This is a genomic window from Desulfobotulus sp. (assembly GCF_034006065.1).
Classification (GTDB): Bacteria; Desulfobacterota; Desulfobacteria; order Desulfobacterales; family ASO4-4; genus Desulfobotulus.
Genome location: NZ_JAVETM010000002.1, coordinates 37,319 through 53,249, shown reverse-complemented (window position 1 = coordinate 53,249; position 15,931 = coordinate 37,319). Strand labels below are relative to the sequence as shown.

At 57.5% G+C, this 15,931-nt stretch carries 8 protein-coding genes; 2 read left to right on the top strand and 6 right to left on the bottom strand.

The genetic code is table 11. The features are described from left to right. Positions 1–69: 69 nt before the first annotated feature. The 6 genes from bioA to RBR60_RS01535 all read right to left on the bottom strand — a co-directional run bounded on the left by bioA (position 70) and on the right by RBR60_RS01535 (position 7,189). Positions 70–1,356, bottom strand: a complete 1,287-nt coding sequence (gene bioA, locus RBR60_RS01560; protein WP_320353922.1) for an adenosylmethionine--8-amino-7-oxononanoate transaminase — start codon at positions 1,354–1,356, stop codon at positions 70–72. Positions 1,357–2,321: 965 nt separating this feature from the next. Continuing rightward, on the bottom strand, positions 2,322–2,525 hold the full coding sequence (locus tag RBR60_RS01555) for a hypothetical protein (RefSeq protein WP_320353921.1): 204 nt from the start codon (positions 2,523–2,525) through the stop codon (positions 2,322–2,324). A gap of 302 nt (positions 2,526–2,827) precedes the next feature. Beyond that, positions 2,828–3,514 carry a transporter substrate-binding domain-containing protein gene (locus RBR60_RS01550; RefSeq protein ID WP_320354135.1) on the bottom strand — a complete coding sequence of 229 codons (687 nt, stop codon included), beginning with the start codon at positions 3,512–3,514 and terminating at the stop codon, positions 2,828–2,830. Between the two features lie 267 nt (positions 3,515–3,781). After that, the gene (locus RBR60_RS01545; protein ID WP_320353919.1) at positions 3,782–4,282 is read right to left on the bottom strand and encodes a PaaI family thioesterase; all 501 of its coding nucleotides are present in this window, start codon (positions 4,280–4,282) and stop codon (positions 3,782–3,784) included. Beyond that, a complete protein-coding gene (locus RBR60_RS01540; protein ID WP_320353917.1) occupies positions 4,279–6,525 on the bottom strand; it encodes a molybdopterin-dependent oxidoreductase in 2,247 nt (748 codons plus the stop codon). The genes RBR60_RS01545 and RBR60_RS01540 overlap by 4 nt, the downstream gene beginning before the upstream one ends. Next, positions 6,503–7,189: a TetR/AcrR family transcriptional regulator gene (locus RBR60_RS01535; protein WP_320353915.1), complete on the bottom strand. Its 687-nt coding sequence runs from the start codon at positions 7,187–7,189 to the stop codon at positions 6,503–6,505. Before RBR60_RS01535 ends, RBR60_RS01540 begins: the two co-directional genes overlap by 23 nt. 244 nt (positions 7,190–7,433) lie before the next feature. Between RBR60_RS01535 and RBR60_RS01530 the strand changes: the two genes are divergently transcribed. Beyond that, positions 7,434–9,080: a PfaD family polyunsaturated fatty acid/polyketide biosynthesis protein gene (locus RBR60_RS01530; RefSeq protein ID WP_320353912.1), complete on the top strand. Its 1,647-nt coding sequence runs from the start codon at positions 7,434–7,436 to the stop codon at positions 9,078–9,080. Positions 9,081–9,149: 69 nt separating this feature from the next. Next, a complete protein-coding gene (locus RBR60_RS01525) occupies positions 9,150–15,893 on the top strand; it encodes an SDR family oxidoreductase (RefSeq protein WP_320353911.1) in 6,744 nt (2,247 codons plus the stop codon). Positions 15,894–15,931 lie beyond the last annotated feature (38 nt).

Here is a 15,931-nt window from a genome sequence, read left to right as displayed (position 1 = left end):
ATTTTTTATATCGTGCAAACATATGATAGAGGCAATATTCAGGCAATCGGAAAAAGCCGCCTTCCTTCTTCACGACGAAAGAGCATCCACAACGGATATGATGGTTTCATAAATCCGGGCCAGCTCTTCTTCTGTAATGCAGTAAGGCGGCAGAATATAGATCACATTGCCCAGAGGCCGCAGCAGCACGCCCGCATCAAGAAAGGCCTTACGCAGCAGAGGGCCGGAAGCATCAAAATATCCGCCGCTTCCATCGGAAAGCAGTTCCATGGCAGCAATGGTGCCCATCACCCGGAAACGGCTCAGACGGGGATGTTTTCTTACCCCTTCTCCCAATTCCCTGTGCCAGGCTTCAATCTTCCGGAAGGGCTCCTCTTCCATGAGCTTCAGGGAGGCAAGCCCCGCAGCGCAGCCCAGAGGATTGGCCGTGTAGGAATGGCCATGCCAGAAGGTACGGGAAGGATGGTCTCCCAGAAAGGCATCCTGCACCGCCTTCGTGGCCACCGTCGCCCCCAAAGGCAGAAAGCCCCCTGTGATTCCCTTGGAAAGGCAGACCATATCCGGAGAGGTTTTCGCCTTCACGCAGGCAAACCATTCCCCTGTACGACCAAAACCCGTCATGACCTCATCATAGATCACAAGAAGCTCTGCGGCCTTCATGCGGGCCTGAATCTCCTGAAGAAACTCCGGTCTGCAAAAGCGCATCCCTCCTGCACCCTGGATGAGCGGTTCCACAATGAGTCCCGCCAGGGTGTCCGCACCTTCGGCAAGGGCCATGTCCAGGGCCTTAAGGGCTGCCGCCTCTTTGACTTCCACCCCTTCATCCCCCTCCCAGGTGGAGGGAAAGGGAAGGTAGGCAACTTCAAACATCAGGGGCCGGAAAGGATCGGAAAATCCGCTTGTCCGGTCGCCCACACTCATGGCCCCAAGGGTATCCCCGTGATACGCCCCTTCAAAGGCAAGAAAACGGGTACGCCGGGTTTCTCCCTGATTCCACCAGTACTGCACCGCCATTTTGAGGGCCACCTCCACGGCAGTAGAACCGTCATCGGAATAGAACATCCGGCAGAGGGCTTCTGGCAGGTGGGACACGACCCCTTCGGCCAGGGCCTCGGCGGGCCCGTGGGTGAGTCCTGCGGGAATCACCTGCTCAAGGGTTAAAGCCTGTTGGTAAATGGCTTCGGCGATTTCCCTTCTTCCGTGACCATGCAGGTTCACCCACCAACTGGAAATGCCATCAAGAAGCCTGCTGCCATCTTCAAGGACAAGCCAGCTACCCTGGCCCGAAGCCACACGCAGAGGATTTTTTGCCGCTTCAATGGGGGTGAAGGGCATCCAGAAAGCCGAAGAAGTCATGAGGGATCCTTATTGTTCCATATGTAATTTACCGTATCCGTTATGGAAACGGCGATTTCAAAACCAAAATTTTCCAAAAAAACCGGAATTTTAAAACGATAAGATCACCATATCCTAAACCCAATGATTTTGGCGAGAAAGAGTCAAAAAACAGATAGTACTGCGGCCCATGATCCTTACATTCTTCAGTGGAAACCACAAATTCAAAAGCTTTCAGATAAGGCAGCCCCACAAAATTTTAAAAACAAGAGCGCTTTCGCACAGGGCCTGTACCATGTACGCACGGTAAATCAAAAAAAGGCCATGCAACCTTACGCCAAAACCCCCCGAACTTCCGCCAAGGAAAGCCGGGGGGCCTTTTAAAATTCGAATGAAAAGCTCTGACCTCCTACTCCAGCCAGTCCGCCATCTCGGAGAGCTGTTTTTTTTCCATAAGATCAAGCTCCCCAAACTGCTCCGCCATGAACAATGCAGACCTGCCCTTCCCCCGTGTTTCCATTTTCTCGACAAATAAGGACGCGGGCAGCTCACCCATAACCTCAGCGAACCAGAAACCCGTGAGTGCCAGCGCCCCGAGACAAAGCCCTTTCTGGATGCGGCCTCATACTCCTTTGAGTATCGAAGTTTCCGATGAGAAGATTCAGCATCTCAATGGCTCAAGAGGCCAGGGTGCCATGGACCGCGATCGATGTGCCCATGCAACACAGGGTTTGGTGAAGACAGTGTGGTACGGCAGATCCTGCACCGCTTCCAGATTCATGTCGCAGACCTCTGCGGCCCCCTCCAGATCAGAGGGACTCGCCGCTCCTTTCAGACCTTCCAGATTCCGAAGCCTGTCATCAAAGGACTCCCTACAGATCGCGTTTTTTTTCAAAAAGGATAACGGATCGGCCCCAGAAGACAATAGACTCCGTCTCCGGCAAAATGAGCAGATGGCTGTCCGTAACACCTGAATCATAAGGTGTTCAGGGTAGAAGACATTCCGGGGAACGGGTGCGATACCCATGACAGTTGGCCCATTTTCCGGTGCAGGATGGGCGGATGATGCAGGCAACCTGCTGGTTTTCAATCAAAAGGATACGATCCGGATACCGCCATTCCGCACGTGTGATGTTGCGAGGCATTCCGAGGTGCCTGCGGACTTCCTCAAGGGACATACCTTCTTTCACTTCAAATTCTTCGGGATTCCTGCCCTGCCCTCCTTCCTCTGCCCAACCCCTTCCAGAGCTGGCAAGCAGCAGCACACAGAAACCCAGGACACAGAGAATTGTTTTACAGGAATGGGCACTGTGGCCTTTTGCACTTCGGTAACATTGTTTTTGGAATATGGATAAACGCATCATGCCTGTTGTCCCTCCAGAACAGAACCCTCCTGTACGGAGGCACTCCCGCTGCGGGTTGTTATCCTTTCCCAAACAGTCATATTTCCTGTGCCACAATGCTGCCGGGGAAAAAAGAGAGAAGGGTATGCCTACATTCTCTGGAACCACCCTTTCTGGAGAAACCATCGGTCGTAAAGGGTGTCATAGGTACCGTCAGCCTGAATCTGACGGATGAAATTGTTCACGATGTTCTGAAGCTGAAAATCATCAAAGTGTAGTGCCATGCCAAGGGGCTCAAAGGTGAGAGGCTGATCCAGGAAAAGAAAGGCATCCTCACCCTCTTTGGCCATGAGCGTGGCAAAAGCAGGGAGATCATAAACAAAAGCGTCAATGCGGGCCTCACGAACCATGCGGACACCTTCTTCCTGGGTCGCTACAGCGATACGCCGGGCCCTCGGAAAAATTTTATCAACGGCCGCAGCACCTGTTGTGTCTTTCATATATGCAATAAGGTAGGTGGTATTGTTGAAATCCTCAGCATGACGGATCTGTTGCTTGTGTTTGATATTAGCCAGAATCGCCTGCCCGACGATGATGTAGGGGTCTGAAAACATCACTCTGAGATTACGCTCCGGGGTAATGGTCATTCCGCTGAGAATCAGATCAAAACGTTTTCTTTCAAGATCGTTAAGAATTGTCGAAAAACCCTTCTCTGGACGTATGAATTCCGCACGGACACCCATGCGTTCCGCAAGAAGGTGAGCAAGATCCACATCAAATCCCATGAGTGTCCCCTGCTTGTCCATCATCTGGAAAGGCATGTAACCCGGCTCCATTCCGACACGCAGAACCCCGGAGTTTCGGATACGTTCAATCGTGGAAGGGGCCTCACTTTTTTCCGAACACGCCAGGAAAAAAAACAGGGAAACAAGCACAAAAGCTGAGAACATCTTTTGTAACCATTTGATTTTCATTTATTACACTTCCATTTTTTCGGGTTATAACATTTCTCAAAGATTGATTAAGATGAGGATACAAGAATATATATTGGATCATTTCTGAAAGAACGACAACCTAAAATTCCGATAAAAATCCTGATCTTCCTACTCCAGCCAGTCCGCCATCTCCGAGAGCTGTTTTCTTTCCATAAGATCAAGCTCCCCAAACTGCTCCGCTGTAAACAGCACAAAAGCCCCCGTTGACGTGGCACAGATGTCCCCTTCTGCATCCAGGATATCGGCCTGCATGGTCACCTGACGCTCACTGCGCCGCTCCAGCACCTGGCTGTACACCGTAAGTTCCGTTTCAATGCGCACCGGCTTTCGGAAGCGCACTTCCATGGATTTTGTCAGAATAAAACGTCTGTGCAGATGAATGGCGGCCCAGGACATGGCCTCATCCAGAATGGTGGCCAGCACCCCGCCGTGGACAAGACTGTCCCAGCCCCGCAGATGGCGGGGGACGGTGAGGCGGGAACGGAAGCGCTCTCCGTCGGTTTCAAAGGTCATGCGGAGACCATGGGGGTTGTCCTTTCCGCAGGCAAAGCAGTGGGGGTCTACACCCGCAACGGGCTTCCATACCCCGATGGGGGGATTGGGGGTCATGCGTGTTCTCCTTTTTCGTCAGATACCGGCTGGATGGAAACGGGGATGCCGTTCAGTACGGCATTGCCCGAAACCGGGTCCATGGCACGGGGAGTAAGGCGGTTTGTGTTCACGCCGGGATGGGTTTCGGCTACCGAAAGCCTTGCACCGGGATACTGGTGCCCCCAGCCGTGGGGCAGACTCACAAGACCCGGAATAATGCGTTCCGACAGGGTGACGGGCACTTCAAGACTTCCCGCGTCGGAAGAAACCTCTGCCATCCCGCCTTCCTTCAGATTTAAATTCCTGGCATCCTCGGGATGCACCATGAGGGTGCAGCGGCTTCCCTTCAGAAGCGATGGGAGATTGTGCATCCAGGAGTTGTTGGTGCGGAGCTGACGCCGCCCGATGAGGAGAAAGGGCCGGTCCGCACGATGCATCCTCTCTTCTGCCCTGTCCAGACGGCGGATGTCTTCCGCCAGAATCTCCGGCAGAAGATCCATGCACCCGTCCGGTGTGGCCAGCACGTCTTTGAGCCGGGACTTGAGAGGCCCAAGATCCAGCCCATGGGGAAGTGCGGCCAGCTTTTCAAAGGAAAGCCCCTGGGGCTTCATGCCAAAGGCATCCCCATAGGGACCGATTTTTAAAAGAAAATCCAGAATCCGCTCCGGCCCCGGCGGCGGGGTAAGGCCCTGAATCAGCATCCCGGCCGTCACGCCGGACTTTTCTCCCAGAGCGGCCACCACCTTATCCGCAAGCCCCTCCAGAATCCTTCCTTCCACAAGTTCCGGCGACGTATCCCCTCCCTTTCCTTCCGCAAGAAGGGCGAGCTGTGCCAGAATCTCCCACTTGGCTTTTTCCCCTTCCGGAACGGGAAAGACCGGAGCACTGTACACTGCCGTGTTACGCACGGAAAAGCCATGGAAAACAAAATCATAGTGGCCCTGGGAAAGGGGAGAGGTGGGAGGCAGAATCACGTCCGCATGGCGGCTTGTGTCGTTGATGTAATAATCCACCGCCACATGGAAATCCAGCTCTGAGATGGCGGCATCCACCCGCCCGCTTTCCGGCAGTGCGATGACGGGATTGCCCGCCACGGTGATGAGCATACGGATCTGGCCTTCCCCCGGAGTTTCCATTTCCTCGGCAAGGACGGAGGCGGGCAGCTCCCCCATGACCTCGGGCGCTCCGGAAACCCGTGAGTGCCAGCGCCCCGTGACAAAACCCTTTCTCGACGCGGCTTTCGCCTGCATGTGGGCGGCCAGGGGAAAGCCCGTGCCTCCCGGAGCATCAAGGTTGCCGGTAAGAAGGTTCAGCACCTCAATGGCCCAGGAAGCGAGGGTGCCATGGGCCGTCACCGATGTGCCCATGCGGCCATAGAGGGCAGAGGGTCTTGTGAAGGCAATGCGGTCTGCCAGATCCTGAACCGCTTCCGGCTTCATCGCGCAGACCCTTGCGGCCCGCTCCAGGGTAAAGGGACTGACCGCTTTTTTCAGCGCCTCCAGATTCCGGAGTCTCTCGCCAAAGGCTTCCGTGCGGATCGCGTTTTTTTCAAAAAGATGCCGGATCAGACCCAGAAGAAGATAGACATCCGTTCCCGGCAGAATGGGCAGATGGATGTCCGAAACTTCCGCCGTGCGGGTACGCATGGGATCAATCACAATGCAGGTGCCTCCCCGCTCCTGAAGTTCCCGGATGCGGCGTCGCATGTCCGGAGCCGTCATGAGACTGCCGCCCGACACGAGGGGATTGCCGCCGAAAATCACAAAAAGCTTTGTCCGGTCAATGTCCGGAACAGGAATGGCCACAGGGCTTCCATAGAGAAAACCGCAGGCCGTCTGTTTGGGAATCTGATCCACGCTGCTGGCCGTATAAATGTTCCGGGTTTGTAAAGCCCGGATCAGGGGCGCCATGAAAAGGGCTCCGGCCATGGTGTGGGTATTGGGGTTGCCAAGATAAAGCGCCACACTGTTTTTGCCATGGGCCGCCCGCACCCGCCCCAGGCCTTCTTCCACCTTCCGGAAGGCCGTGTCCCAGTCCACGGTCCGGAAGCCCCCTCTTTCCCGGATCACCGGCATTCTGAGACGATCCGGATCTTCGTGAAATTCTTTCAAGGCGATACCCTTGGGGCAGCAGAAGCCCCGGCTCAGCACATGGGCCTTATCGCCGCGCACCTGCACCACCTTTTCACCCGAAAGGGTCAGCTCCAGGCCGCATCCCGCCTCACAAAAGGGACAGACCTTATAATGTATCCGGGTTTCCATTGCTTTTTCTCCTTAGGGGTAAAAGGACGCTGGCCGGGGCCGGAGGACAGAGCGCCACCTTCAGGCCCTGCACAGAGGTTTCAAGGATGGAGATGTCCCGCTTCAGCCGGGCCAGCAGTATGGCACCCTCAAGGCTGGTGAGGATGCGCAGGGCAAGGGTACGGGAAGCATCCACAGGGGCAAGAGAGCCGTCTTCCATGGCCCTCTCAATCCAGAGCCCCAGGCCACGAAGGCTTTCATCCAGCACACGGGATACGGCCTCTGCAACACGGGGCACGGTATCCGCCGTTTCCATGGCAAGGTTTCCAAATAAACAGCCCCCCGCAAGGCCGTTTTCCCGATGAAAATGCAGGACTCCGTCCAGAAGGCGATGCAGGCGCTGGCCATAGGCCCCCTTACCCGCCTTCTTTATGAGGTAGGCGCGGTACTCCTGCCAGGCCCAGTCCACCAGGGCCGCCACCAGGGCTTCCTTTCCCGGAAAATGAAAATAAAGATTTCCCTTCTGCACCCCTGTGGCCTCGGTGATGTCCCGAAGGGTGGTGGCATGGTACCCTTGGGTGTTGATCAGCCTCAGGGTGGTGGCCAGAATGTGGATACGGGTGCTTTCTCCCTTGGTCATGGCCGCTTTCTTCAGGTCTTCCTTTTTCAGGCTTTCTTTTTCCATGGAAATCCCTTAGCAGAAATGTACCGAACGGTCTATTATTTTCCTGGACCTCCCAAAAAAATCAACAGGAACAAAGAAAAAAACATCCGTCCAATGAACAGTGTTCCAACAGCCTCTTTCCCCCTCCTTGACACCTGCCCCGCCTTTCGGTACATCCTATAAAGCTTACATCCCGATGTTTCTGACCCGACTTTTCTGCAACCCATCAGCCAGGCCGTATTGAAAGGCCCCTTACTGGATACCCATGACAAGCCCTTTTTCATTCCCCCCTCTGGGCCTCTGGCGGCCCGGAGCGCCTGACAGCCCAGAGCCTTCGGATCTGCAAAGCGCCCTTTTTGACCTGCGTCAGCCCTTTTATCTGGTGGCTGGAGCCTCAGGCCCTGAGGCCCGCACCTCCGGAACAGCCCTTCTCGGTGAGTTCCGGCAGCAGCCCGGCGATCTTCCCCTTCTTGCCGCAGCCCCTCCCCTTTCTCCGGAAAAGCTTGGCAACCCGGAATTTATCGCCCGTCATGGCTTAAAATATCCCTACATCGCAGGGGCCATGGCCAATGGCATCACTTCGGAAGCCATGGTCATGGAAGCAGGACGGGCAGGAGGCATGGGCTTTTTCGGCGCAGGCGGCTGCACCCTGAAACGCATTGAAGAGGCCATTCTCTTTCTGAAAAAAAAGGCTTTGGAAAAACCCTTTCCCTTTGGTTTTAATTTTCTGCACCAGCCCGGCTCCCCCGAAGGGGAAATGGCCCTTGCGGAGCTCTATCTCAGCCACGGCATCTCTTCTGTCTGTGCCGCAGCCTTCATGCGCATGACCCCCGCCCTGGTCTGGTACAGGATAAAGGGTGTTCACAGGGATGAAAGGGGCCTTGCTACCCCCAAAAACCGCATCCTTGCCAAGGTGTCCAGAGTGGAGATCGCGGAGAAATTCCTCCAGCCTGCTCCGGAAAAACTCCTGCGCCAGCTTGTGGCCGAAGGGAGACTCAGCGAAGAGGAAGCCCTCCTCGGCGCAAGCCTTCCCATGGCAGACGACATCACAGCAGAAGCCGACTCCGGTGGCCATACGGACAACCGCCCGGCCCTGGCCCTGCTTCCCGCCATCCAGGCCCTGCGGGATCGCATGGTGCAGAAGGGTAACTTCCCTCACAGACCCTGCGTAGGCCTTGGGGGCGGCATTGCCACACCGGCTTCCACAGCAGCGGCCTTTGCCCTTGGGGCGGATTATGTGCTGGTGGGCTCCGTACATCAGGCCTGTGTGGAATCCGGCACCTCGGATGTGGTGCGGGACATGCTGGCCCGCTGCGAACAGGCGGATGTCACCATGACGGCAGCGGCGGACATGTTCGAGATGGGCGGAAGGGTGCAGGTCTTAAAACGGGAAACCATGTTCGCCCTGCGTGCCCAGAAGCTCTACAGCCTTTACCGGGAATACCCTTCCATCGAAGCCCTGCCGCCGGATGCCATCGAGTTCCTTGAAACCAAGATCTTCAAAAAAAGTCTGGCTGCGGAATGGGCTTCCACCCAGTCCTTTTTCCAGGAGCGCGACCCCTCCCAGCTCTCCCGCGCCCAGGCGGATCCCCGTCACCGCATGGCCCTTCTTTTCCGCTCCTACCTGGGTCAGGCCTCCCTCTGGGCCATTCAGGGACTCAGTGACCGCAAGGTGGATTACCAGATCTGGTGCGGCCCTGCCATGGGAGCCTTCAACGCCTGGACTCAAGGGAGCTTCCTGGCCCGACCCGAAGAGCGGCGCATCCGTACCGTGGCGTTCAACCTCCTTGCCGGAGCCGCCATCCGCACCCGTTTTTTTATGCTGAAAACCCAGTATCCGGCCCTTCCCGCCCATCTGGCCGAAATTTTGCCCATGCGCCCTGAAGTGCTTGAACCCATGCTGGCCCCATGATGATTCTTTTACATCCGCATCCTGATCACCCGGAACCCTTCAACAGGACCTCATTTACCAGGAACGTCCATGACCGCATCCCTTACGCCAAAACCCTGTGATCTCGCCGTTGTCGGCATGGCCTGTCTCTTTCCCGCATCCCCGGACAAAAAAGCCTTTTTCAGGCTTCTTTTCCGCAACCTTGATGCCATCGGTGAGGTACCGCCCAGCCACTGGCCAAAGGATGCCTATTTCGCGCCCTCCCCCGGCGCTCCGGACATGACCTACTGCACCCGCGGGGGGTATCTTGCGCCCTATCCCTTTGATCCTGCGGCCTTCGGCATTCCGCCGAACCTCCTTGAAGTGACGGACACCTCCCAGCTTCTCGGCCTTGTCACAGCCCGATGCGCCCTGGACGACGCAGGCTATCCCCAGGGCCGGGAGTTCGACCGCTCCCGGGTCAGCGTGATCCTCGGCGCGACCGGCACCCAGGAACTGGTGGTGCCGCTGGCCTCCCGGCTCAGCCACCCCATCTGGAAGGAGGCCCTGGAAGGGGAAGGGCTGACGGAAGAGCAGAAGACCGCCATTCTGGAACGCATGGCCGAAGGCCATACGGCCTGGCAGGAAAACGCCTTTCCGGGGCTGCTCGGTAACGTCATCGCAGGCCGCATTGCCAACCGTCTGGATCTCGGGGGCAGCAACTGCGTGGTGGATGCCGCCTGCGGCAGCTCCCTTGCCGCCGTGCACATGGCCACCCTGGAGCTTCAGACCGGTAAGGCGGACATGGTCATCACCGGCGGCGTGGATACCCTGAATGACATCTTCATGCACATGTGCTTTGCCCAGACCGGGGTACTCTCCCACTCCGGGGATGCCAGGCCCTTTTCCGAAAAGGCCGACGGCACCGTTCTCGGTGAAGGGGTGGGCATGGTGGTGCTGAAACGCCTTCAGGATGCAAAAAGAGATGAGGATCGCATCTATGCCGTCATCAAGGGCATGGGAACGGCCAGCGACGGCAAAAGCCAGAGCATCTACGCGCCAGGTGCCGAAGGGCAGATGCGGGCCTTACGCAAGGCCTGTGCAGAAGCAGGTTTTGCGCCTGAAAGCATTGATCTGGTGGAAGCCCATGGCACGGGCACCCGTGTGGGCGATGCCGTGGAGTTCAAAGCCCTGCAGGCGGTGTACGGGAGTGGGCGGGAAGGACGGCCCTGTGTGCTGTCTTCCGTCAAGGCCAACATCGGCCACACCAAGGCAGCCGCAGGTACGGCGGGGTTCATCAAGGTGGTGCTCTGCCTTTACCATAAAATTCTGCCGGCAAGCCTCAAGCATCTTCCCGCAGACCCGGATCTCGACATGGAAAACTCCGGTTTCCGCATGCTGGAAAAGGCCCTTCCCTGGATCACGGAACCCGGCCGCCCCCGAAGGGCCGCCGTCAGCGCCTTTGGCTTTGGCGGGGCGGATTACCATGCCGTTCTGGAAGAATACGGGGAAGAAAACAAAACCCTGGCCTGGGATTTTCACCATGAGGTCTTCTGTGTCTCAGGCGACCAAAAGGAAGCTCTCCTTGCGGGCCTTTCAAAGCTTGAGCATCTTGATGCCAGGGAACCCCGGCTGCTTCAGGAAATCTGCGCCCTCTCAAGAAAGGAATTTTCAGCAGGCCACAAGCTGCGGCTTCTTCTCATTCTGGATCCGGAAGTCAATCCTGAGGCTCTCCTCTCCCAGGCCAAAACCCTTCTTCAGGATGAAAAAGAAGGCGTTCATGGTGCCGTCTTTTTCGGTAAGGGGGAGAGCCCCGGAAAGCTCGCCTTTCTCTTTCCCGGACAGGGCAGCCAGTATCCGGGCATGGGCCGCACCCTGGCCTGTCTTTTCCCGGAAATGCGGGAAAGCCTTGAGCTCGGGGATGGGGCCTTAAGGGAAAAGGGGGCGGATCACAGAAAAAATGGCCTTCTTTCCCGCGTCATCCTCCCCCTGGAAGGAGAAGCAAAAGAGCAGGAGGAGGCCCTGCGCAGCACGGATCTTGCTCAGCCCGCCATCGGCAGCGTGAGCCTTGGCATGGCAAAGATCCTTAAACGCTTCGGCATCCGGCCCGATGCGGCCTGCGGCCACAGCTACGGCGAACTTCCCGCCCTGACCCTCTCGGAAGTCTTTTCCGAAAAAGACTGCCTCCGCCTCTCCGTTCTCCGGGGCCGATACATGGCAGGAGATCCGGAAGATCCCAGAGACCGGGGCGGCATGATGGCGGTGAAGGGCGATGTGGAAACCCTGCGCAGCCTCATTGAAAAGGAAAATCTGGATGTGGTGCTGGCCAATGAGAACAGCCCCTCCCAGTGCGTGCTTTCCGGCGGAAGCGCTGCCCTGGATCATGCGGCCAAGGTGCTGAAGGGCCACAAGATAAGGGGAATCCGCCTTCCCGTTGCCGCAGCCTTTCACAGTCCTCTGGTGGAAGATGCGGCAAAACCCTTTGAGGCGGCCCTGGAAGCCTTAAGCCCCAAAAGCCCCGTCCTTCCCGTCATGGCCAACGCCACAGGAACCTTCTATCCCGAAGGGAAGGCGGACATCCGGAAAATCCTTGCCTCCCAGCTCCTTTCCCCCGTCCGCTTCATCCGCAACGTGCGGGAGCTTTTTGAAAGCGGCATCCGCACCTTTGTGGAAGTGGGCCCCAAAAACGTGCTCACCGGCCTTGCCTCCGCCATTCTCGAATCGGAAACCGTTCACTGCATGGCCATGGATGCCTCTTCCGGCAAAAACGAGGGAGACCGGGATCTCCTTAACCTCCTCTGCTACCTGTCGGCCCTGGGCTATGGGGTGGACTGGGCAGGCCTTCCCGATCCTCCCCCCAATCCCGGACGCAAAATGACGGTCTGGCTCTCCGGTGCCAATCTCAAACCCGGCGGCAAAAACGGAAAATCCATGAAAAAAGCCGCAGCTCCAGCCCCAAAAGGCCCGGAAGGACAGGAAAAATCCCCCGCGGCCCAAAAACCCGGAGTACCGGCTTCCCCACGGGAAAATCCCCAGGCCCTTCCGAAAATGGGCCAGGAAGAAAAGGCTTTTTCTTCCCCATCTCCCGCCTCTTCCAGCGGCCCCCCAGGGGGGGGGCTATGCGGCCAGCCCCGGATGCCCCTTGCAGCTTCTTATGCGGAACAGCGTTTTTCTTCAAAATCCACACACACGGAACCCTGGCCCCAAGGAGCCCCCATGGACAAGACCCTGCTGATGGAAGGCCTTCACACCCTGCGAAGCCTTCAGGAACAGACCACCCGGGCCCACGAGCAGTTTCTCTCCCTGCAATCCGAGGCAGGCCGCACCCTGGAACGTCTCCTTGCCACCATGGGCGGAGCGGTTCTTGGTGCCGGAGAACCCGACAGGAATCCAGCGTCCATCCAGCCCCCCTGGGCCTCCCCTCCCGAAAGTCCGGCCCTGGCTCCGGCAGCGCTCCAGACGGCCTTTTCAGAGAAAAAAAACCTTCCGGAAGAAAAATCCGTGGAAAAAGCCTCCGCCCATGGGACTTTCCTTCAGGCCACAGCACCTCAGCCCGAACAAGCCGGACAGCAGGATGCCATCCTCACCCTTCTTGTTGCCACCGTATCCCGTCAGACGGGGTATCCCGAAGACATGATCCAGAAAGATATGGATCTCGAAGCCGATCTTGGCATTGACTCCATCAAGCGGGTGGAAATTCTCTCGGAGCTGGAAGCCCATTTTCCAAAACTCGCCACCCTCACGCCGGATGTGCTGGCCGAAGCCCGCACCCTGGCCGCCTTCCTCACCCTTCTTTCCGATCCCGACGCAGAAAAAAACACAGCCGCCCCGCCTTCCCAGGATCTTGCCACCCTCATCACCCCGGCTGCGGCCATGGCCGCCATCACAGGGGTCGTCTCCCGCCAGACGGGGTATCCCGAAGAAATGATTCAGCAGGACATGGATCTGGAAGCCGACCTTGGCATCGACTCCATCAAGCGGGTGGAAATCCTCTCCGAGCTGGAAGGCCATTATCCCGTACTGGCCACCCTGCCCCAGGAAAGTCTCGTCACGGCCCGCACCATCGCAGCCATCGCCCGTCTGGTCACCCCGCAGGACATGCAGACAAGGCATCTTCCCCCGGCCCAGAGTCCCCCGGTTCAGGACAAAAGCCAGGAACCCCGACCCATGGAAAGGGTCCGGGCCGTCATCGCCAGCCAGACGGGCTACCCCGAAGACATGATCCAGGAAGACATGGATCTCGAGGCCGACCTTGGCATTGACTCCATCAAGCGGGTGGAAATCCTCTCGGAGCTGGAAGGTCATTATCCCGTTCTCGGAACAGTTCCCCAGGAAACCCTTCAGGAATGCAGAACCGTGCGCCGCATCGCAGCTCTTCTTGAAGGCCCGCGTCCAGCGGAAATGCCGCAGGGAAGTACTTCCATGCCATCCCCTGAAAAGGAAATCCCCGGAAACCTGCCTGAAGAAGTTCCCGGCCCGGAAACACCGGTAAGCCTGTTGCGAAGCCGCATGGTCTGGGAAGAGATGCCCCTTCAGGAAACGGAGCTTTCCCGGACAGCCCTTCCCCCATCCCTTGCCATTCTTGAAAACTTCGGAGATGAAGCGGATCTCACCCTTCTTAAAAACACCTTCTCCGGCAACCCGCCCCTCTTTTTTCACCCAAATGCCACGGAGCCTCCCTTCCACGCCCATCTCCTCATTCCCTGGGACCGTCACAAGGGAGATCAGGCCCTGAAAGAACTCTTCAGCCTTCTTTCCGCCTGGGGAAAAAAGGCCCTGGCAGCAAAAACGCCCTGCTCCCTCACCCTGTTCACCCGCAGCGACGGACAGCTCGGCCAGAAGAATCCCTTCAGCGCTTCCCTGGAAACCCAGAGTCTCGGCGGCCTTCTGCGCACCCTTGAAAAGGAATGGCCGGAAATTTCCCTGCGCCTTCTGGATGTGGCCCTGGAGGTGAAAGACCCAAAGGCCCTTCTCCCGGGACTTCTCTTTGGAAAAGGCCCCCTCCTCCTGGGATGCGGGCCCAAGGGAAAAATCCGCACGCCCCGGCTTCAGGCCCTGGGTGCCGGGGAAAAGACCGCCCATTTTACTCCCCCTGAAAGGGACGATCTTCTCCTGGTCACAGGCGGGGCCTACGGGGTTACCGCAGGCTGTGTGGAAGCCCTGGCCCGCCGGTATCCCTGCCGCATCCTCCTTACGGGCAGATCTCCGGAGCCCAGGCCCGAACCCCTCTGGCTTTCCGGTATCCGCTCGGAAGAAGAGGTGAAAAAGGCCCTGCTCCGCCATCTGTTCAACGGAAAAACCCCAAGCCCCAAAGAGCTGGATCAGGCCTTCCGCAGCCTCATGAACGGCCGGGCCATCCGGGAAACCCTTCAGAAGCTGAAAAATCTCGGATGCGAGGCCCGCTATCTTTCCTGCGACCTTGAAAATGCCGAAGCCCTGAACGGGCTCATGGAAAAACTTAAGCGTGAAGGGGACACCCCCGCCTACTGGATCCACGGAGCCGGTGTGCTGGCGGACAAGGCCATGGTCGATAAACGGGAAGGAGATTTTGAGCGGGTCTTCGGCGTGAAGGCTCTGTCTGCAAAACGCATGGCCGAAGCCCTGGAGGCAAAGCCCCTCAAGGCCATGATCTTCTTTTCCTCCGTAGCCAGTCTCGAAGGAAATCCCGGACAGGCCGACTATGCCCTGGCCAACGCCTTTCTCAATGCCCTGGCCCGGCGTGAGGATCTCAAACGCAAAAACTGCCGCAGCCTTGCCATCTGCTGGGGCCCCTGGGAGGGTGGCATGGTGAGCCCTTCCCTGGCCCGGCATTTCCAGCGTCAGGGCATCCCCCTCATTCCCCTTGAAGAGGGCTGTGAGGCCTTCTGCGAGGAAATGATCTCAGGCGATGTCCCCGAAGTACTCATCGCCGCAGGCAGGGTCAGGGAAAAAGATCCGGAAAAAAAAGATCCGGAAAAAAAAGAACCCGGAAAAAAAGAGGGCGAAAAAAAGAGTGGGAAAACCCCGCCCAGTGCAGGCAGCCGGGACAAAGGGAGAAAAAGGGAGGCAGTCTTTTCCCTCCAGACCCATCCTGAATTCAGAGACCACAGCCTTGGCGGCAGGGCCGTGGTTCCCTTTGCCTCCCTTGTGTGTGAAATGCTCCGTCAGGAAGAGGGCTCCGGAGAAAGCCTCCCTCAGCCCTTTTATCTTTTAAGGGATCTGCGTCTTTTAAAGGGCTGTGTGCTGGAAGAAAGGGATATCCTTCCCCTCGGCCTTCAGAAAAAGGACACTCTTCTCACCCTCATTTCCCTGGAAAAAAGTCCTCCTGTTCCAAGGATACAGGGCAGGCTGGAAAGAGATGGCATCCGCCCTTCCCCTCCGACCCTGCTTCCGGGAAAAAGACCTTATCCCAGAAACAGCGATACCGTTTACCGGGAAATCCTTTTCCACGGCAGACGGTATCAGGTACTCGACCGGCTGGCATTTTCAGGGGAAAGGGGCATGGAGGCAAGGCTTTGTGCAAAAACCCTCAAAGCCCATCCCGATCCCCTCTCCCTTCTCCTTGACAGTGCCATGCAGCTTGCCTGTGTCTTTGGTTTTGAGCACACGGGAAAATGCTATCTGCCCACCCGGATTCAGGGGCTTCGTCTGCCCGCAGCCTTTGTGCAGACGGACACGCCGCCATCCCTTGAATCCCTCCGCTATACCCTGGAGACCCTGGACAGCCACACCCTCACAGGAAACGTACATTTCTGGGATGGCGAAGAAAGACTCTGGATGGAAATTACCGGCCTCACCATGACCGCCACAGGCAGCATGTCAGAAATGTTCAAGCCCGGCGGGGTGATGCCCACCCCCTGTGCTTTAAGCGCCTGACCCCCACCCCGAAAAATAGAGATTCCCCCGGAAAAGCC